Raw genomic sequence first — 21,428 nt, 5'->3', positions numbered from 1 at the left:
ATCTTGTGGATATCCTCTTTTTGTGTACACTGGGATTCCGACAATGATTTTGATATCTGTTGGTGACTTATTTTTGAGGCAGAAGTTTCAAGTACTCTCCATATCCTTCTTCTTTCATTTTCTCTTTTGGAATGAAGCGTAAGGATGCACTGTTGATGCAATAACGTAATCCTCCTTTTTCTTTAGGGCCATCCGTGAAGACATGTCCTAAATGTGCATCTCCCGTTTTACTCCGTACTTCTGTACGTATCATTCCGTGTGATGTATCCATCTTCTCTTTTATCACTTCTTTTTCTATCGGTTTGGTGAAACTGGGCCAGCCACAGCCGGAATCAAACTTATCTGTTGATATAAAAAGAGGCTCACCGGTAGTGATATCTACGTAGATGCCATCTCGTTTTTCATCCCAGTATTCGTTATGAAAAGCTGGTTCGGTTGCGTTCTTTTGTGTGACCGCATATTGCTCGGGCGTCAATTTACTACGAAGTGTGGCGTCATCCGGTTTTTTGTAATTTGTCTGGGGCTGCTCAGCCTGTGCATTTGCTTTTTTTGCCAACTCGAATAGTGCAGGGTTAATATGGCAGTATCCTCCGGGATTCTTATCCAGGTAATCCTGATGATATTCCTCGGCTTTGTAGAAATTGGATAAGGGTTTCACTTCTATGACTATAGGTTTGGAATACTCTTTAGCCAATTCGTCGATGGCTGTCCGGATAGTCGGCAAGTCAACTTCATCAGTATAATAAATACCGGTGCGATATTGCGAACCTTTGTCATTGCCTTGTCGATTCAGACTTGTAGGATCTATTGTCTTAAAAAAAAGGTCGATCAATAGTTTTAGGGGAACTTCTTGTGGATTATACTCCACCTTAACGGTTTCTGCAAAATTGGTTTTTCCTGTACACACCTGTTGGTAAGTCGGATTAGCAATGTTTCCGTTGGCATATCCGACCTGAGTCGATTTTACTCCTCTGATCTGTTTCAGGAAATGGTCTGTTCCCCAGAAACAACCGCCTGCAAAATATATTTCACTCAGATTCTTCATGTTTTTTTTCTCCTGTTTTTGTTGATAAATCCATTGTACGCCTTGTGCATGGCCAGTGTAAATGATACCGGCCAATAGCACGACAAATATAGTAAACTTCTTCTTCATAATTTTCAGTCTCTTTTATAAATAACAAACGAAGATCGTTTTCGGATTATTAAGAACTGTTGTATCCTGCAATGAAGTGGTTAAAAAGAGATTATCTTTTGATCTTTTGGAGGATTGTGCTTATTTTTGGCATAAACATTTCCTTGCTTTGCAGCAGAAATCAAGTTTAGTATGGCAAAACAACAATTCAATAAACTAATCTGGCTGGTAGATACTATCTTCCGGAATGCTCCTGTGACATTTGCCGAAATCAATCGTCGTTGGAGAGCGGGAGATGATAATCGTTCTGATATACCTTTGCGGACTTTCCATAACCATCGACAGGCCATTGAAGAAATATTCGACATAAACATTGAATGTGATAAACGGAACAATACCTATTATATAGCAGACGCCGAAGGAATGTTGGGCGATAAGTTGAAGATGTGGTTACTGAATAGTTTTTCGTTGAACAATGTATTGCAGGAAAATGTGGATATGAAGAACCGGATTGTATTTGAGGAAGTACCTTCGGGAGTGCAATTCATGGATCTTGTTATTGATGCTATGCGTAGCGGACGCGTGCTTGCTATGGAATATCAGGCGTACAACTGGGAACACTCCAAAGATGTGTTACTTGAGCCTTATTTCGTGAAATTATTCCGTCATCGCTGGTATTTGATAGGAATAAACCGGGAATATAAAGCTTTTCGTTCTTATTCTCTCGATCGGATCAAGAGAATCGCTCTTTCGGAAGAGACATTCAATTTCCCACGTAAGTTTACTCCTCAGGATCATTTCAGAGATAGTTTTGGTATTATTCGTGATGAAAATCTGCTTCCTCAGCACACTGTCCTCAGGACCACTATTTCACAGGCTCCATACCTGAGAAATCTTCCTTTACATTCCAGTCAAAAGGAGATTGCCGTTACAGAGAGTTATGTTGATTTTGAACTTTATATTTCGCATACTTATGATTTTATTCAGGAGTTATTATCCAAAGGAGCGGCAGTGGAGGTGTTGAAGCCCCAGTCGCTGCGGGATAAGATAAAAGCCGAGATACAAAACATGCAAACTCTTTACCGCTTATGAATGCAAATGTTCTCGAAAAATTGAAGATACTGGCAGAATCGGCCAAGTACGATGTTTCCTGCGCCTCAAGTGGCACGGTGCGTGCCAACAAGCCCGGTACATTAGGTAATACGGTGGGTGGATGGGGTATTTGCCATAGTTTTGCGGAAGACGGACGTTGCATTTCGTTACTGAAAGTGATGCTTACCAATTATTGCATATACGATTGTGCCTATTGTATTAACCGGAGAAGTAATGACTTGCCCAGGGCTACGTTATCTGTGTCCGAACTGGTAGATTTGACGATTGAGTTTTATCGTCGAAATTACATTGAAGGGTTGTTTTTGAGTTCCGGTGTGGTGCGAAATCCCGATTATACAATGGAGCGTTTGGTACGTGTGGCGAAAGATCTGCGTGAAGTGCACCGCTTTAACGGGTACATTCATTTGAAAAGTATTCCGGGAGCCAGCCGGGAATTGGTGAACGAAGCCGGGCGTTATGCTGACCGGCTTAGTGTGAACGTGGAGATCCCCAAAGAAGAGAACTTGAAACTGCTGGCTCCTGAAAAAGATCATAAAAGTGTATTTGCACCGATGCTTTATATTCAACAGGGCGTACTGGAAAGTAGTGAAGAACGAAAAAAGTTCCGGTATGCGCCCCGCTTTGCTCCTGCGGGTCAGAGTACACAGATGATTGTCGGTGCTACGGCTGAAAGTGATAAGGATATTCTCTTTCTTTCTTCCGCCCTTTACCAGCGTCCCACGATGAAGCGTGTCTATTATTCCGGTTACGTATCAGTAAATACATACGATACTCGTTTACCTGCACTTAAACAGCCTCCTTTGGTACGTGAGAATCGTCTTTATCAGGCAGATTGGCTGATGCGGTTCTATCAGTTCAAAGTCAATGAAATTGTGGATGACACCTATCCTGATCTTGATCTGGAAATAGATCCCAAGTTGTCGTGGGCGTTACGTCATCCCGAGCAGTTTCCTGTTGATATCAACAAGGCGGATTATGAAATGATACTTCGTATTCCGGGAATTGGGGTAAAGTCGGCAAAATTAATTATAGCTTCCCGTCGTTATTCGAAGTTGGGATATTATCAACTTAAAAAAATAGGTGTGGTTATGAAAAAAGCACAATATTTTATTACTTGCAGCGAATTACCCATGCGGACTGTAAATGAAATGACTCCACAGACCGTACGTAGCTTGTTACTGCCCAAATCTGCTAAGAAAAAGACGGATGAAAATCAGTTATCATTTGTTTTTAACGATTGAGATTGTTATGATTCTTTTTATCTACGATAAAACACTTGATGGCTTGCTGACAGCACTATTCGATGCTTATAACCGCAAGACCTTTCCTGATGTCTTACTCTCGAAAGGAGATACTTTACCACTTTTCTATGATGACATTTTTACGGTTATCACTGATGAAGAGAAGGCAGGACGTGTCTGGCGGGGATTGCAGAAGAAGATATCGGCATCGGCCCTTTCAGCTATCACCTGGTGTTGGCTTTCAGAGTTACCGGAAGTAGGTATGCTTTTGTTCCGATACATCCGAAAGGCCATTGACTCTCCCGTCTCCATTGAGACTAATTTCGGTGATCCGGATGTTCTCACTCTTTCCAAAATATGGAAGCGGGTAGATTGGGAGCGTTTGCGTATGTTGCAGTTCGTACGTTTTCAGAAAGCGGTGGATGGTACCTTTTTCGCTGCTTTTGAACCACAGCACAATGCTTTACCTTTGACGGTAGGTCACTTTAAAGATCGTTTTGCCGATCAGCGGTGGCTGATTTATGACATGAAGCGCCGTTATGGTTTTTATTATGATCTACACACGGTAGAGGAGGTGACATTTGATGATGATGGTCAAGCAGCACATCTGATTACCGGAATGTTGGACGAAAGCTTGATGGATAAGGACGAAAAACTTTTCCAACAACTTTGGAAGACTTATTTTAAATCTATCACAATTAAAGAACGACTGAATCCTCGTAAACATAAACAGGATATGCCGGTGCGTTATTGGAAGTATATCACCGAAAAACAGAAATAATCTTATTCAATTCGTTCTACTGTCACTTCAGGAAATTCTTGTATTAAAGATAGCAAATGTCCTTCGTCATTGTTCCGTTTGGATTTGATGATCATTGTCACTTGATAGGTTTCTATGCTTCCGTGCTTCTGTGTATCCATCTGATACGACACTATGAGGTAATCTTTGGAATTAAATCGGTCAGCCACTCCTTTCAGTACTTGTTTGTTATCGGTCGAAAAAGTTATCATTGAGCTTTTCATTCCTATGCTTTTAAACAGGTAACTTAGCACTTCAAGACCAATCAGGGTCAGTACCATGGCAGCAATACCTATGACGTACATGCCCGCGCCTACTGCCAGGCCTATTCCGGCTGTCGCCCAAATCCCTGCCGCTGTAGTCAGTCCTCTGACTATCTGTTTTTGAAAGATAATCGTTCCGGCACCGATAAAACCAATCCCACTGACTACTTGTGCCGCTACACGGCTTGGATCGAGTGTAACACTATTTTCTTTTATGATTTCTTGAAAGCCGTATTGAGAAACGATCATAATCAGTGCACTACCCAATGACACCAGAAAGTGTGTGCGATAGCCCGCTTCTTTGGCACGATATTCTCTGTCCAAGCCAATGATGGCACCTAAGATTCCGGCGACTAAAAGTCTTAATACAAAGTCGAAGTTCAACATCATACGTAAATTTCCTTTCTATCTTTATTTCAATCGTTTATTCATTACCTAAAGATACAATAGTTTTTTAGAAATAACGTATATTCGCAGTCAAAAGATTATTTCTATCGGAAATACTGACATCATAAAGTTGATATAATACATAAAGTTTTTAATAGTATTGATAAACAACAATCGAACTTTGTATTCTCAGTATATCCTGTGAAAGATAAAATTCGAAAGACACCATGAATAAAAGTTTTTTCTATGCGATATGTTTTGTCGTAATACTGGTAGTTGAGATTATTATTGGTATATATGTTCGTGATAACTTTGTACGTCCTTATATGGGTGACGCACTGGTTGTTGTGTTGATTTATTGTTTTATACGAATTTTTATTCCGAACGGTTTGTCACAATTACCTTTGTATGTGCTTGCTTTTGCCTGTTTCATAGAGATACTTCAATATTTTCAGTTGGTGGATGTGTTGGGAATATCGAATCGTATACTCCGTATAGCCCTTGGTTCTACTTTCGATTTGAAAGATATGGTCAGTTATGCCGGCGGATATGTATTTATTCTACTGGCAGAATATTTTTTAGATAAGAAAAGAAAATAATACATATATTTCTGCTTGTTTTGTAAATTCTTTAAATTAAAGAGGTCTCCTTTATAAATAAATATGTAATTTTGCCACATGTTATTGTTTGAATGTGAATTAATTAATCTCGTTTATCATGAGTCAAGAGAATCCTTCTTCACAATTGGATGTGGAATTTATTTATTTGCCTGTTATCAATTATTCCATGCAGCAAAACCGGATACCTGTTGTCCGGTTACTTTCTATTAAAAATAATACAGAACATCCGCTTGCGGATTTAAAGGTATTTCTAACTCTGGAGCCTGAATTTGCATCAGTTTCACCGGTAATGGTAGAAAAATTAGCTTCCGGTGAGATTATTACAATAACCGGATTAAATCTGATGCTGGACCCTTCTTTTTTTATTCAGCAAACCGAACGCTTGTCCGGTACTATCGTTCTGGTAGTTTCTGATGAAGAAAACGTATTTTTTCAAGAGAAGTATCCTGTTGATATCCTGGCTTTTGATCAATGGGGAGGCATTCAGGTATTGCCTGAACTTTTGTCTGCATTTGTGGTTCCTAATCATCCGGTACTTACAGGAGTTCTTTCGCGGGCGTCATCTATCCTGAAAGAGTGGTCCGGTAATTCTTCATTGGATGCTTATCAGAGTTGTAATCCCAATCGGGTGAAGTTACAATTGGCGGCTCTGTACGAGGCTATTAAAGAACAGCATATTGCATACTGCACGCCTCCGTCCAGTTTTGGTGATGCCGGTCAGCGAGTCAGGCTTTCGGATAATGTACTTTCCGGTAAATTAGGGACTTGTTTGGATCTGTCACTGTTGTATGCTTCATGTGCCGAAGCCATGGGGTTGCATCCGTTGTTGGTGATCATTCAGGGACATGCTTTTGTGGGATGCTGGTTGATTGACGGGACATTTCCTGATGCGGTGAACGATGACCCTTCGTTATTGACCAAACGAACGGCGGACGGTATCAACGAAGTTATTTTGCTGGAAGCCACTTGTATGACCGATGGAAACAATGTGACTTTCGATACCGCAGTCGGGCTGGCTAATGACAAAATGTTGGCTGTGAATGACTTTACTTGTTTTATAGATGTTGCTCGCAGCCGTTTTGCTCATATTTTGCCTTTACCTCAACGGGTTATGCATGGGAAAGCATGGACTGTGGGTCCGGAGGTAGCTCAGATTCCTAAAAGCGGGTTGTACATTAGTCCTGTTAGTGCTCCGGAAGAGATTAAGCAATATGATTTGGATAATCAGGATAGTTATGTGGAATTCACCAAACAACTTTTGTGGGAACGAAAGTTACTTGACCTGAGTCTACGTAATAATTTTCTGAACCTGCGTATTACCCGTAATGCCCTTCAAGTGATCTCTGCGGATATAGATAAGATGGAAGATGCTTTTTCGGACGGAACAGAATTTCAGATTTTGGGTAAGCCCTCTGATTGGGATAATCCGTTGTATGACTTCGGGCTTTATGGCACTTTAACGGAATCGGATCCGATGATTGATTTGATTAAGCAGGAGCTGACTCAAAAAAGATTGAGAACCTATCTTACCGAACAGGATCTGAAGAAATCGCTTACTTATTTATATCGTTCTTCCAGAATAGCATTGGAAGAAAATGGTGCAAATACTTTATATCTTGCCTTGGGGCTGCTGAGGTGGTATGAAACCGAACATAGTGAGCGTCCTCGTTATGCCCCGATATTGTTACTTCCTGTTGAGATGATCCGTAAGTCGGTATCCAAAGGATATATTATCCGTGCCCGTGAAGAAGAGAGTATGCTTAACATTACCTTGTTGGAGATGTTGAGACAAAACTTTGGCATCACTATTTCTGGGCTCGATTCATTGCCGAAAGATGAAAATGGAACCGATGTGAAACGTATTTTCTCAATCTTTCGGAAAGCTGTGATGAACGAAAAGCGTTGGGACGTAGAAGAACAGGCTATTTTGGGTACTTTTTCATTCAGTAAGTTCATCATGTGGAATGACATTCATTCGAATGCCGAAGAGTTGAGTAAAAATAAGATTGTCGGCAGTTTGATGAGTGGTAAAATGGAATGGGAGGTTGCAGAAGTCGATGCCAATGCCGTAGAACTGGATCATGCTTTAACTCCTGCTGATATTGCGTTGCCTGTCAGTGCCGATTCTTCGCAGCTTGAAGCGGTTTATGAAGCTGTAAATGAGAAAAGCTTTATTTTACATGGACCTCCGGGAACCGGCAAGTCACAAACCATTACGAATATTATAGCCAATGCACTGTATCAGGGTAAACGGGTATTGTTTGTGGCCGAAAAAATGGCTGCACTCTCCGTAGTTCAGAAAAGGCTTATGAATATAGGTTTAGCTCCGTTCTGCCTGGAACTGCATTCTAATAAAGCACGAAAGACAGATGTACTGAGTCAGCTGAAAGAATCAACTGAGATCTTTCGTTATAAGGAACCGGAAGAGTTTAAGGAAGAGTCGGAAAGGCTGTTTAAAATGCGTCAGCAGATTAATGGATATGTAGAGGCATTACACCGAATATATCCTTGTGGCATATCTGTCTACGAGGCTATCACCCGTTATAGCTCCATTGACGAAACAGAAGAAATAATGATACCCGCTTCTTTGCTTGCTTCGTTGACTAAGGAGCAATTCAATGAATGGAATCATGCTGTGGAAGAGTTGATCGGAGTTGGAAAAGTAAGTGGACATTCCCATCAGCATCCTCTCACAGGAATCAATATAATGGAGTACTCTTCTCAACTGAAAGAAGAAGCGGATAAACTTCTGAAAGACTATATGATTCTGTTGCAGAAGATGGAAGAGAAGATGAATAGATGCTTCTCAAATTATGGAATAGGGAATAAATGCACAGAGAAGCTATTGGATAACTTTGTTCGGTTCATCCGAATCCTAATGCAACTTCCTGGTATGACCGGTAACTTGATGTTGTTAACCGATCTTGACGAGAATGTTGATAAGATAGGCCGGATCATTGAACATGGACGAAAAAGAGATGAATTTTGCAATCTGCTAAAACAATCATTTGAAGACACTTTTCTCACTTTACCGGTGCAGCAAAAGATCTCGGAATGGAAAGATATTACACAGAGTTGGTTTCTGCCTCGCTTGTTAAAACAACGGAAGTTTTGTAAGGAACTGTCTCTCTTTTCGCTTCAGGGCCGTGTCAATAAAGAACAAGTTCTTCCCGCTTTGCAACAATTGCTCTTTTATCAGCAGCAAAAACAGGAAGTAGATAGCAGTAGTCGTTGGTTTGAGGACTTATTTGGGAATAAATCCCATCCCGGTGAAGAGCAATGGGACGATATAGAAGTGATGAGCAAGGCTATACTCCAATTGAACAGGCTTCTGGTGGAGGTAGTGGATGATCCTATGTCTATACGGCGAGTTAAGGAGAAACTGGCGGAACAACTCTCTGGGGGGTATTCTTTGTTCCGGCAAATGAATCGGGAGTTGTTGGAAGGTTTGGTATACGACTGGGAGTGTATAAAGCAATTGGAAAAATCGATGTTGCAATTATTGGGCGTTTCCAAAGAGGTGCTTCATGCTTGTGAAGACGACTGGCTGGCAGGAGCGTCACGACAATGTGAGATTTGGGCAAGGAACACGGATAAGTTGAAAGATTGGTATCGTTGGCTGAATGTATCTCGTCGGTTCGAGGCTTGTGGCTTGACTTCTGTATTTGCAGCATATACGGAACGTAACTTGCCTGCCGAACGGATGATGAATATTTATTTGAAAGGGTTTTATCATAGTTTTATTGAATATGCCATCGGGAAGGAGCAGGTTCTGCAATTTTTTAACGGGGAGCTGTTCAATGACAGTATCCGGCGTTTTCGTGAATTGAATACGGAGTATCAGGAATTAATAAAAAAGGAACTTTATACAAAACTGGCTTCTAATATCCCATCGTTTGTACTTGCGGCTGCCCAAAGTTCGGAGGTTGGTATTTTGCAGAAATGTATTCGCAGTAACGGACGTGGAATGTCTATTCGTAAGTTGTTCGATTCGATTTCCAACTTATTGTCACGTATGTGTCCGTGTATGCTGATGAGTCCAATGTCAGTAGCGCAGTATATCAATGTGAACCACGATAAGTTTGATTTGGTTGTATTTGATGAGGCTTCACAGATGCCTACTTGTGAAGCCGTAGGTGCTATTGCCCGTGGAAATCATGTAGTCGTTGTAGGTGATCCGAAACAAATGCCCCCGACTAATTTCTTTACCAGTAATTCAGTTGATGAAGAACATATAGAGATAGAAGATCTGGAAAGTATCCTGGATGATTGCCTGGCTTTGTCTATGCCTTCTAAATATTTGTTATGGCATTATCGCAGTAAACATGAAAGCCTGATTGCTTTCAGCAATTCTCAGTATTATGATAATAAGTTGCTGACTTTTCCATCTCCGGATGATCTGGCTGCCAAAGTTACTTTAGTACCCATCGAGGGATATTACGATAAGGGTAAAAGTCGTCAGAATCAAGCTGAGGCACAGGCGGTAGTAGACGAGATTGTTCGCAGACTTTCCGATCCGGAATTGAGAAATCAGAGTATAGGTGTTGTAACTTTTAGTTCCGTACAGCAGACTTTAATAGAAGACATGTTATCGGATGTTGTTTTACAGAACGCAGAATTAGAGAATCTTGCATTCAATCGTGAAGAACCTGTTTTTATTAAGAATCTGGAAAATGTGCAAGGGGATGAACGGGACGTTATTCTTTTTTCTGTAGGTTATGGTCCGGATGTCAACGGAAGGGTGAGTCTCAATTTCGGACCGTTGAATAGGGATGGTGGCGAACGTCGTTTGAATGTGGCAGTGTCACGTGCCCGATATGAGATGAAAGTCTTCTCTACATTAAGAGCCGACCAGATTAATCTGAAAAAGACATCTTCTATAGGAGTGGCAGGTTTGAAATATTTCCTTGAATATGCAGGTAAGGGTACCGGAGTTTTGAATCATTCTTATGCAGCGGTATCCGAAGAGGTCGAAATGGGTGAGCTGATTGCTGTGGCACTTCGTGAAAAAGGACATCAGGTGAAAACCAAAATCGGATGTTCCGGATTCAAAGTAGATGTAGGTATTATCGATCCTAATGATACCTCCCGTTATATGCTCGGGATTTTGTGTGATGGCGAGAATTATCGGGCTGCAAAAACAGTTCGGGATAGGGAGATTGTGCAAGACAGTGTACTGAAAATGTTGGGATGGAACATTTGTAAAGTATGGACTCTGGATTGGTGGGAAGACTCACAGAAAGTTATTGACCATATAGAGGCGGAATTGAAAAGAGCTGAGTGCGGAAAATCGCAACGATCCGTTCCGGTGATTTCTTTGGCTTCAGGATCGGGAGAAGTGCAAAAAGAGGGTTTACTATGCCATGCACAACACTGCTTAGTGAAGTTGCCGGAGCAAGTAATTCGGGAAGAAGTGAAAACTGCGTCACCGGAGATTTATGAAAAAACTCTTCTAAACTCTGTAAATGTATCTGCTTGGGAATTGATGATGCCACGCCGGGAGCCCCGTATCAGAAAACAATTGAATGAGATCATGCGTACGGAGGCTCCGATTAGCCGTTCATTGTTAAGCAGCAGGATCTTTAATGCTTATGGCATTCTTCGGAAGACAGCTCGCCTGATTGAATGGATGGATGGTATACTGGATAAAACTCCTTATTACAAGCAGGAAATTGATGGATTGGTTTTCTACTGGAATACCAAGGAAGAAGCAGACTCGTATACCGGATTCCGCATAGACTCCAAGCGTGAAGCCGTAGATTTACCTCCTCGTGAGGTAGCCAATGCGGCTCGGAATATACTGGAACAGCAGGTCGCTTTACCTTTGGTTGACTTAATGCGGGTAACCGCCCAGTTGTTGGGGTATGCACGTTTCGGATTGAATGTGGAGACTGCCATGCGTAGGGGAGTGCAAATACTGTTGGACGGAGAAGAGGTAAAGATCGAAGGGGATAAAATACTTATGAAGTAGTCCGATCCGGATCAGTTGCCGTGTTTTCCTGCCGGTAAATTTCATCATTTTTCAATTTATGTCCGCAGTATTTACAATAAGTGGCATTCTCTTCGTGCCCCGTTTTATGACAGTTGGGACATTGTAAGTCTTTTAATTTTTTGTATTCTTTCATCATGGATGCAGAGACGATACCTGTAGGGACAGCAATAATTGTGTAACCGATCAGCATCACGCAGGCAGAAAGAAATTTGCCAAGAGCGGTAGCAGGAGTGATGTCTCCATAGCCTACGGTGGTCATGGTGACAATGGCCCAATAGATACTATTCGGAATGTTATTAAATTGTGTATTGGGTTGAGTCCCTTCAATCATGTACATTAAAGTGCCGATGGCAACGACGAGGATGACAACAAAGAGGAAAAAGACGGCGATCTTTTTGCTGCTTTCCCGCAGGGAAGTGAGTAGACGTTCACCTTCGAGCCAGAAGTTGAACAACTTGAATATTCGGAATACCCGGATAATCCGGAAAGCACGTATAATCAGCAGATAGCGTGCTCCGGGCAGGAAGAAGGCAAGGTAGAGTGGCAATGTAGCCAGAAGATCGACAATACCGAAAAAACTGAAAATATATTTCCGTGGATTGGGTGAGCAATAGATGCGGGTGACATATTCAAAGGTAAAAAAAACTGTGAAAAGATATTCAAGCACGATAAAGGGAGTGGAAAGCCAGGAAGGCAGACCTTGAAGGCTTTCGATTATAGCAAGCAGGATACTCAGCAGAATACATATGATAAGGGTTACGTCGAATGCTTTCCCTGCGGGTGTATCGGATTCGAAGATAATGACATACAGCTTATGCTTTAGCGGCTGATTATGCAAAAAACGATGGAGCCAAGAATCACTTTTCAATGTGCCAATATATTAATATACCAATGTACTTGTTTGATTAACCATTAGTCAATCACCCATTTATGTTCGTGAGGAACTGTTTTACGAGGATCATAATTCATACCCTCTTGTGTGGGTATATGTAAAACGTATTTCTTCCCGGTTTTGTTTTTTAGTGATGAACCTCGAAGCCAGGGGTTGGCATCGCGAAGTTGTGCATAGGTGATGCCTTGTTTCTGTGCAAAGTTGCTCAAGTCACTGATTTCTGTATCTACCGCCACTTCTTTGTAGGGAATGGCAGGGTAGAGATGTTCCCGCTTCAGCAGAAAACCGAAACGTTGAGGATTGCCGAATACCTCTTTTACAGCCAGTAGGCGGAACATGTAGCGTGAGGTTTCTTCTGTCAGCCAGAGGTCCATGGCATGATCCGCCAATTGTTTGTCCAGTTGAGAGGAAATACGTCCTTGTCCGGCATTGTAAGAGGCAGATACAGCCATCCAGTCGCCATATTTGGCATAAGCCTGCTTGAAATAGCGGCAGGCGGCTGCGGTAGCTTTCTCAATATGATAGCGTTCGTCTACGTTATCATTTACTTCAAGACCGAATTCACGGGCAGTGACAGGCATAAATTGCCATAAACCGGCGGCACCGGCCGGTGAACGTGCTATCGGGTTGAGATTGCTTTCTATTACCATCAAATATTTGAAGTCGTCCGGAATACCGTTGGCTTTCAGTAATGGTTCAATGACAGGGAAGTAGCGGTTGGCCCGTTTAATCATTTGCATGGTGCTGGAGTGCATGTAAGTGAAGGACATCAGTTCGCGGTCCATACGTTCACGGCGGTCATAACGACGCAGGTCGATTGTGTCACCATCAAACACAGCTTGTTCGGGGACAGTGGGAGGAGTGACGCAATAAGGAACTTCGGATTGTACAGAGTGTTGTTCGCTGAGGCAAGTGCTGCCTATAAGGACAGGGATGCTGATGCCGATACCTAAAGCAAGTGCAGTAGTTAGAATATAGTTAATAGATATATGTTTCATGACAATTATTATGTTAATTAGTGGGGTAAAGATAACCAAAAGGATTAAACCAAAAAGGATGTTCATACGTTAATTATATGTAACGGGTATCGGTAGTATCGGTGTCGATACTTATTTTCGCAGCCTCAAAATGCACATGAAGAAGTTTATATTAATCACCTTGACGTTGCTTTATGCCGTTGTTTCATCAGGCATAACGATTAATTTCCATTACTGCATGGGCCGTCTGGCGGATGTAGAGTGGGGAAGTGCGTCCGTTTGTGCATCGTGTGGAGAGAAGAAGATGACCTCACATTGTTGTAAAGACGAGGCGCATTACGTCAAACTGGCGGTAGATCAGGATGTGAACCACGTACCGGTAACTAATCTATTACCGGCAGTGACAGAACTGTTACCTGTGATGTATAGTGCTTTTATACCATTGGAGGCAGAAAGTCTGCGTCGAAGTGTTGCTTCTTTCAATTTCCCACCTTGGCAAACAGATATTCCGCTGTTTGTTCATCATTGTACTTATCTGATTTAGTTTTCACATAGCTTCTCTTTCGGCCAGAAAAGAAGAGAAAATTAGACCTTACTGATTTTAAAGTGAGGTAGGAGTCGTCATACCCATGTATCGATGGGGATTTGGCTCCTACTTTCTATTTTATTATCACTTTACTGATCCTTTTTGGCATTGCCAAGTGTTTACTAATTTAAAATAAATAATCTATCTGTATGATTAATAAAATAATTCGTTATTTCCTTGAAAATAGGGTGATAACTATTCTTCTGCTGACACTTGTCGTGGTTTGGGGAATTTCTACTGCGCCCTTTAACTGGCATGGGGGGATTGTGCCGCGAAACCCGATTCCTGTGGATGCTATCCCCGATATCGGTGACAACCAGCAGATTGTGGCTACGGAATGGATGGGACGTTCGCCTAAGGACATCCAAGATCAAATTACCTATCCGCTGACCACTTCATTGTTGGGTATACCGGGGGTGAAGACCATCCGCAGTTCGTCTATGTTCGGTATGTCGTTTATCTACATTATTTTTGAGGATGATATTGAGTTCTATTGGAGTCGTTCGCGCATTTTAGAGAAACTCAACTCGTTGCCTCCGGGCACTTTGCCCGAAAATGTGCAGCCTACGCTGGGGCCGGATGCTACAGCATTGGGACAAATCTATTGGTATACGCTGGAAGGGCGTGATCCTAAAACCGGGAAACCTGCCGGCGGCTGGAACGCTGAGGAATTGCGTACTATTCAGGACTTTTATGTCAAGTACTCTTTGTCTGCTGCCGAAGGTGTGTCCGAAGTAGCTTCAGCAGGAGGTTTTATCAAGGAGTATCAGATCGAGTTGAATCCGGATGCGATGTACTCGTTCAATGTGTCGGTGATGGATGTGATGAATGCTGTGAAGAAGAGTAACCTTGATATTGGTGCCGAAACAATGGAGGTGAATAAAGTGGAATACTTGATTCGTGGTCTTGGGTATGTGAAAAATGTGGCAGATATAGAGAATACGGTTGTTACCGTCCGTGAAGGGGTACCTGTACGTATTTCCGATATTGCCTTTGTGAATATCGGGCCGGGGACGAGACGTGGCGGCTTGGACAAGGAAGGAGTAGAGGCTGTGGGGGGCGTGGTGATTGCCCGTTATGGCTCCAATCCTCTGGAAGTAATTAATAATGTGAAAGAAAAGATACATGAGATGGATGCCGGAATGCCGCAGAAAACATTGGCTGACGGGACGGTGTCGAAAGTGACTGTCGTCCCTTTCTACGACCGGACGGGATTGATAAAGGAGACCATCGGTACATTGGAGACGAGCCTTTCGCACGAGATATTGATCTGTATTATTGTCATCATTGTGTTGGTACTTAACTTGCGGGCATCGGTTGTAATAGCAAGTATGCTGCCTATTGCCGTATTGGCTACATTTCTACTGATGCGATATACCGGTATCGAAGCAAATATCGTGGCGCTGTCCGGTATCGCGATTGCCATCGGGGTGATGGTAGATGTGGGTGTGGTATTTGTCGAGAGTATTATCCGGTACATGGAGATGCCGGAGAATAAGGGTATCACGCGGGGTAAACCATTTGTCGGACTGATCTATAAAGCTGTAAGCGAGGTGTCGGGAGCTATTGCTACGGCAATGATTACGACTATTGTCAGTTTCTTACCCGTATTTGCCATGCAGGCGCAAGAGGGGAAAATGTTCTCTCCACTGGCATATACAAAAACTTATGCATTGGCATCAGCTTTTGTGTTGGGATTAATTTTGCTGCCTACATTGGCTTATATCCTTTTTTCGGTGCGGATTGACTCGAGGTTGATCCGGCGCGTAATGAACTGTGTGCTTATAGCAGCGGGTATTGTTTTGTTCGCCGTATACGATAGTGTCCCTGCATTGGGACTGACGGCGGTTGGAATCAATAACTTGCTTGCATATCGTTGGAAGAATCCTAAGACAGGCAATTATGTTAATATCGGTATTGCCCTGTTGGTAGCTGTTTTCTATCTGTCCGAAGAGTGGCTGCCGATGGGACCGCAACGGGGACTGTCGGTAAATGTGCTGTTTGTAGCCGGTTGCGTTGCCATCATTCTGGCTTTACTTTGGATACTGGTCATTTTCTACGAGCGTATTTTGCGTTGGTGTCTGGCCAATCGTTGGAAGTTTATGATGATTCCTGCAGCAACCGTCGTTTGTGGTTTCCTCATCTGGCGGGGTATCGGGCAGGAATTTATGCCCAGCCTGAACGAAGGCTCTTTTCTATTGATGCCTACCAGTATGCCTCATACGGGTATTGAACAGAATCTAGATTATGTGGAGAAACTCGATAAGCGGCTGGCGGCCATTCCAGAAGTAGAAACTGCCATCGGTAAGTGGGGACGTGTAAATTCCGCTCTCGATCCGGCACCGGTCCAGATGTTTGAGAATACCATTAATTATCGTCCCGAATATATCATCGGAGAAGACGGAAAGCGTGCCCGTTTCCGTGTGAATTATGATGGTGCATTCCTGCTGAAAGGTGGAGGTACATATAATCCTGCCAATGGTTTCCGGCTTATCCCTGCCGATAGTCTGGTACCTGATTCGCGTGGCGACTATTTCCGCCAGTGGCGTCCGGAGATTAAGAATGCAAATGATATCTGGCAACAGATTGTCAATGTTACCCATTTGCCGGGACTGACCTCTGCACCGAAACTGCAACCTATTGAGGCACGGCTCGTAATGCTTTCAACCGGTATGCGTGCACCGATGGGGGTGAAGGTATACGGTCCCACACTGGAGGATATAGAGCAGGGAGGTAAGGCGATTGAGCAGGCATTAAAGTCTGTACCGTCTGTCATTCCCTCGTCTGTGTTCTACGACCGGGCGGTAGGTGCTCCGTATCTCGAAATAAAGCTGAATCGTGAGTCAATGGCACGTTATGGCGTGGCGGTGGGCGATCTGCAGGAAGTGCTCAGTGCTGCTGTTGGTGGCATGGCGTTGACCCGTACTGTAGAGGGGCGCGAGCGCTTCCCCATCCGGTTACGTTATGCACGTGAGTTGCGTGATAGTCCGGAGGCTCTTTCCATGCTACTTGTACCTACTGCTACCGGAATACAGGTACCTCTTAAAGAGTTGGCGGACATCGAATATTCCCGTGGTGCACAAATGATCCAGAGTGAGAACACTTTCCTGGTAGGTTATGTCATCTTCGATAAACTTTCAGGCCGTGCCGAAGTGGATGTGGTGAAGGAGGCGAGTAATCTGCTCGAGGCTAAAGTAAAAAGCGGTGAACTGGTTCTCCCCAAAGGTGTTTCTTATAAGTTTGCCGGTAATTATGAACAACAGCAACGTGCTACGGACCGGTTGATGATTGTTGTTCCGTTGGCTTTGCTCATTGTCCTGCTAGTACTCTATTTCCAGTTTCGTACGGTGACGGCCTCGCTGATTCATTTTTCGGGTGTATTCGTAGCTTTCGCTGGCGGTTTTATTCTCTTGTGGCTCTATGGGCAACCGTGGTTTATGAATTTCAGCATTGCGGGTGAAAACATGCGTGACCTCTTCCAGATGCATCCCATCAACCTGAGTGTAGCGGTCTGGGTAGGGTTCATTGCTCTCTTCGGTGTGGCCACGGATGATGGAGTATTGATGGGAACGTATATTCACCATGTTTTTCTGGAACGCGATCCCCGTACGAAATATGACATCCGTGAGGCGGTAGTAGAAGCCGGGCTGAAGCGTGTCCGCCCTGCTGCAATGACAACGGCGACAACACTCATCGCTCTGCTTCCCGTACTTACATCTACCGGAAAGGGAGCGGATATCATGGTACCGATGGCTATACCCACGTTTGGAGGAATGCTGATACAATCAATGACCATGTTTGTCGTCCCGGTATTACAATGCTGGTGGCGTGAGACTGTGGAGAGGAGACGTGAGAAGAAAAACGGAAGTGAAGTTTCTGAGCCGGTTACAGGCTCTCCCGGTATCTGATCTTCAGATGGGCATCCGGCATACTCCCTGATGGCTATCCGGGACATTCCCGGATATTTGGAATGTCCCCTCTGCCGGTCGTATGGGGCTGAAACCGTACTCATCATTATAAAGAATAACAGAATCAGAATCCGACAGTCTTCGATTCGTCTATCGGATTCACATAAAAACAATCAGATATGATAAACAAGAAACATATATCTTTACTCACCTTGGCGATATTCCTTTCGCTGAGTCATTTTGCCGTTTCGGCTTCGGCGCAGCCATCCGTTGTGGAGGTGCCTTCTGTTTCGGTGCAACCCTCTGTCGACAGCTTGTCCCACTATCTGGAACAGGCGGCACGCAGTAATCCGCAAGTCAATGCCGACTTCATGCTCTATAAAGCCTCTTTGGAGAAGATCCCTCAGGCCGGTGCTTTTGCCGATCCCGAATTGGAAATCGGTTTTTTCGTTAAACCTATGGAGACGCTGATGGGAAAGCAGATAGCCGACTTTACGTTGATGCAGATGTTTCCTTGGTTCGGCACTCGCAAGGCCGCCCGCAGTGAAGCTTCTGAGATGGCACGTATGGCTTACGAACAATTTCGTGATACACGTAATAATCTCTGGTACGAGGTTAAGGCCCAGTGGTATCAGCTTAGTAGCCTCAACGAGCAATATCACATTACGGAAGCTAATATCCGTCTTCTTTATCAACTCGAGCAGTTGGCACTGAACCGCTTTTCCGCTTCGTCGGCACAGGCAGCTCCCTCGTCGACTTCTGTAACGTCAGTTGCTTCGATGCCATCTGCACTTTCTTCGGGAAGTGGCATGTCCGGTATGGGAGGAATGGGCAGCCCGGCGCCTGCGGGGACTCCAGGTGTTTCTGCCGGCAGCTCTTCCGGTAGAGGCATGTCCGGCATGGGAGGCGGATCAATGGGAAACGTTGCTGTTGGTGGTATGTCCGATGTTCTCCGCATTCAAATGGAGCGTGCCGGATTGGAGGATAACCTTGCCAGTTTGCTTTCTGCCCGGCTGACCGTTCAAGCCCGGTTTAACGCCCTGCTCAACCGTCCGTCCGATGCTTCTGTCTGTGTACCCGATTCTCTGACACAACGCTTCTACCGGATAGACGGACAGCTCCTGCTCGACAGCATCTTCACCCGTAATCCCATGCTTGCCATGCTCGAGGCGGAGGGAGAAGCCTATCGTGCCAAGGCAAAGATGGACCGTCGCATGAGTTATCCTATGATCGGTATCGGTCTTCAATACTCTGTGGTCAATAAAGTGGCCGATCCGATGGGAATGCCCGATATGAACGGCAAGGACATGGTGATGCCGATGGTCAAGGTAAGTCTTCCGCTGTTCCGCCGGAAATACAATGCCCGGCAGCGGGAGAGCCATAACTACCGGATGGCAAGCGAACTGAAACGTGACAATGTACAGAACCAGTTGCAGGCTGAATACATTAACGTTCGCCAGCAGCTCGACGATGCCGCCCGTAAGGTGTCACTTTACGAACGGCAGTATGCCCTCTCTCTTTCTACCTGGCAGTTGATGGTGCGTGAATTTACCGCCGGGCGTCAATCGCTGACCGATGTGATTCAGGTGGAGCGCCAGATGCTCGATTATAAACTGAAAAAGAGTGAGGCCGTAGCCGCTTATAATACTACGGTGGCAGCCATAGAAAAGCTGATAGCCGACTGAAAATAAATAGAACCACTAAAATAGTAATTGTATGAAAAAGATATCAGATATTCTTCGTAAGAAGCAAGTACTTTATCCCCTGATTGCCCTTGCCGGCTTTGTGCTGGGATGGCTTTTGTTCAGCCCTTCATCTTCTCCGGAGTCTGCCGGGGGAACACATGCTGAAGCTCATAACCATGATATGCATGGAACGTCTCATGATCTGGTGCAGGACGAATCCGGTGTCTGGACCTGCTCCATGCATCCGCAGATTCGTCAGGACAAACCCGGCAAATGCCCTATCTGCGGTATGGACCTGATCCCTCTTAAGAAGAACGTTATTTCTGGAGGTGATGCTGTTTCCGATCCCGATGCCATCCGGCTCTCTGATGAGGCCATGGCTCTCGCCGATGTTCAGACTACCCGTGTCAGTCGCAGTAACCCCGTGAAGCAAGTCCGGCTGTACGGTAAGATTATTCCGGACGAACGTAGTTTGCAGTCGCAGACAGCTTATGTAGGCGGACGTATTGAACGGCTTGACATCGAGTTCACCGGCGAGACCGTACGTGCCGGGCAGACACTTGCTACTCTTTATTCGCCTGAACTTTTCACCGCCCAGCAGGAATTGCTCGAAGCGGTCCGTATGCAGCAACCCGCTCTTGTGCAGGCTGCCCGCGAGAAACTCCGCCTTTGGAACTTGACGGATGCCCAGATCGACGCTATCCAATATTCCGGCCAGGCGTCTCCTATGGTAGAGATTAAATCCAACACGAATGGGATCGTCATTGCCAAGCGGGTTAACCGGGGCGACTATGTTTCACAGGGGAGCATTCTTTTCGATATTGCCAACCTCTCCCGTGTGTGGGCCATGTTCGACGCTTTTGAGGTGGATTTACCTTTTCTTGCCAAAGGTGACCGGGTGGAGTTTACTCTTTCTGCCTTTCCCGGAAAGACGTATTCCGGGCGTATTTCATTCATCGATCCCATTCTTAATGCCACTACGCGCACGGCCCGGGTCCGCGTGGATGTAGCCAATCCCACTCTGGAGATGAAGCCCGAAATGTATGCTACTGCTCAGGTTGCTGCTCCTCTAAAGGGGTATAAAGACCGGATTGTTGTTCCGCAAACGGCTGTCCTCTGGACCGGCAAGCGTGCTGTGGTCTATGTGCGCCTGCCCGATACGGATACTCCCACCTTCCGGATGCGTGAAGTCACCCTTGGCCCCGCTCTTGGCGGAGCCTATGTGGTTCTCGACGGACTTTCCGATGGTGAGGAGATTGTGACCAACGGAGTCTTCTCCATCGATGCCAGTGCACAACTCGAAGGCAAACGCTCAATGATGAACGAAGATACTCCGGGAACTGCTCCCATGACCGGACACCAAGGACACAGCATGTCCGGTATGTCTGGCAGTCATGCTGTCTCTCAGGAAAGTGAACACGTACTGTTTGCCGTCCGTGGTTCTTGCGATATGTGCAAGGAACGCATCGAAACAGCCGCTAAAGGTGTTTCCGGTGTCCGGTCCGCTCTTTGGGACCGGGAGAAACAAATGATCCACTTGCAACTCGACCCGTCAGAAACATCGGCCGACGCCGTTGCCAAAGCCATTGCCGCAGCGGGCCATGATACGGATAAGTACAAGGCTGTCAAAGCGGTTTACGATGCTCTGCCCGGCTGCTGCAAATATCGGGATGAGTAACGCTGTCACAGCGTAGGATAGAAGATAGGGGGATGTGTCAAAATTCACCACAGAGCAACACTGAGTTCTGTAGAGCGAACTTAATCTATTGATAACTAATGATGTTTATCTGTGTCAATCGCTGCAATCAGTGGTGAGCAGGAGTCTTGACACAT

At 44.6% G+C, this 21,428-nt stretch carries 13 protein-coding genes; 9 read left to right on the top strand and 4 right to left on the bottom strand.

The features are described from left to right. Nucleotides 1–67: 67 nt before the first annotated feature. Nucleotides 68–1,153 (bottom strand): peptide-methionine (R)-S-oxide reductase MsrB, encoded by a 1,086-nt coding sequence (gene msrB, locus BSHG_RS19355; protein ID WP_008657279.1) that lies wholly within the window; start codon nt 1,151–1,153, stop codon nt 68–70. 171 nt (nt 1,154–1,324) lie between these two features. On the opposite strand from msrB, the gene BSHG_RS19360 reads away from it, so the two are divergent. From BSHG_RS19360 to BSHG_RS19370, 3 genes are read left to right on the top strand one after another with little or no spacing between them, the layout of a single operon-like run. Then, nucleotides 1,325–2,224, top strand: a complete 900-nt coding sequence (locus BSHG_RS19360) for a helix-turn-helix transcriptional regulator (protein WP_008657276.1) — start codon at nt 1,325–1,327, stop codon at nt 2,222–2,224. Beyond that, nucleotides 2,221–3,486 (top strand): putative DNA modification/repair radical SAM protein, encoded by a 1,266-nt coding sequence (locus BSHG_RS19365; protein ID WP_005802486.1) that lies wholly within the window; start codon nt 2,221–2,223, stop codon nt 3,484–3,486. The genes BSHG_RS19360 and BSHG_RS19365 overlap by 4 nt, the downstream gene beginning before the upstream one ends. A gap of 7 nt (nt 3,487–3,493) precedes the next feature. Further along, a complete protein-coding gene (locus BSHG_RS19370) occupies nt 3,494–4,267 on the top strand; it encodes a TIGR03915 family putative DNA repair protein (protein WP_032497320.1) in 774 nt (257 codons plus the stop codon). Nucleotides 4,268–4,269: 2 nt separating this feature from the next. On the opposite strand, the gene BSHG_RS19375 is transcribed toward BSHG_RS19370, so the two are convergent. Next, nucleotides 4,270–4,938, bottom strand: a complete 669-nt coding sequence (locus BSHG_RS19375; RefSeq protein ID WP_005790360.1) for an MgtC/SapB family protein — start codon at nt 4,936–4,938, stop codon at nt 4,270–4,272. Between the two features lie 224 nt (nt 4,939–5,162). Between BSHG_RS19375 and BSHG_RS19380 the strand changes: the two genes are divergently transcribed. Then, complete coding sequence (locus BSHG_RS19380) at nt 5,163–5,534, top strand: DUF2809 domain-containing protein (RefSeq protein WP_005797821.1); 372 nt, start codon at nt 5,163–5,165, stop codon at nt 5,532–5,534. Between the two features lie 118 nt (nt 5,535–5,652). After that, on the top strand, nt 5,653–11,526 hold the full coding sequence (locus BSHG_RS19385; protein WP_008657271.1) for a DUF3320 domain-containing protein: 5,874 nt from the start codon (nt 5,653–5,655) through the stop codon (nt 11,524–11,526). Here BSHG_RS19385 and BSHG_RS19390 read toward each other — a convergent pair. Both BSHG_RS19390 and BSHG_RS19395 read right to left on the bottom strand, forming a co-directional pair. Beyond that, nucleotides 11,516–12,415, bottom strand: a complete 900-nt coding sequence (locus tag BSHG_RS19390; RefSeq protein ID WP_005790353.1) for an ion transporter — start codon at nt 12,413–12,415, stop codon at nt 11,516–11,518. The genes BSHG_RS19385 and BSHG_RS19390 overlap by 11 nt on opposite strands. Before the next feature lie 44 nt (nt 12,416–12,459). Beyond that, on the bottom strand, nt 12,460–13,437 hold the full coding sequence (locus BSHG_RS19395) for a lytic transglycosylase domain-containing protein (protein WP_005790351.1): 978 nt from the start codon (nt 13,435–13,437) through the stop codon (nt 12,460–12,462). 136 nt (nt 13,438–13,573) lie between these two features. Here BSHG_RS19395 and BSHG_RS0219945 point away from each other — a divergent pair, with 136 nt between their 5' ends. The 4 genes from BSHG_RS0219945 to BSHG_RS19410 all read left to right on the top strand — a co-directional run bounded on the left by BSHG_RS0219945 (nt 13,574) and on the right by BSHG_RS19410 (nt 21,273). Beyond that, nucleotides 13,574–13,960, top strand: coding sequence for an HYC_CC_PP family protein (locus tag BSHG_RS0219945; protein WP_224223207.1), 387 nt, complete (start codon nt 13,574–13,576; stop codon nt 13,958–13,960). Between the two features lie 191 nt (nt 13,961–14,151). Then, entirely contained in the window at nt 14,152–17,910 is a 3,759-nt protein-coding gene (locus tag BSHG_RS19400; protein WP_008657267.1) for an efflux RND transporter permease subunit, read from the top strand. Between the two features lie 179 nt (nt 17,911–18,089). Further along, nucleotides 18,090–19,595, top strand: coding sequence for a TolC family protein (locus tag BSHG_RS19405; protein ID WP_008657265.1), 1,506 nt, complete (start codon nt 18,090–18,092; stop codon nt 19,593–19,595). 31 nt (nt 19,596–19,626) lie between these two features. Beyond that, complete coding sequence (locus BSHG_RS19410) at nt 19,627–21,273, top strand: efflux RND transporter periplasmic adaptor subunit (protein ID WP_008657261.1); 1,647 nt, start codon at nt 19,627–19,629, stop codon at nt 21,271–21,273. Nucleotides 21,274–21,428 lie beyond the last annotated feature (155 nt).

Source organism: Bacteroides sp. 3_2_5 (genome assembly GCF_000159855.2).
Lineage (GTDB): Bacteria > Bacteroidota > Bacteroidia > Bacteroidales > Bacteroidaceae > Bacteroides > Bacteroides fragilis.
This window is presented reverse-complemented; position numbering and strand designations above follow the sequence as displayed.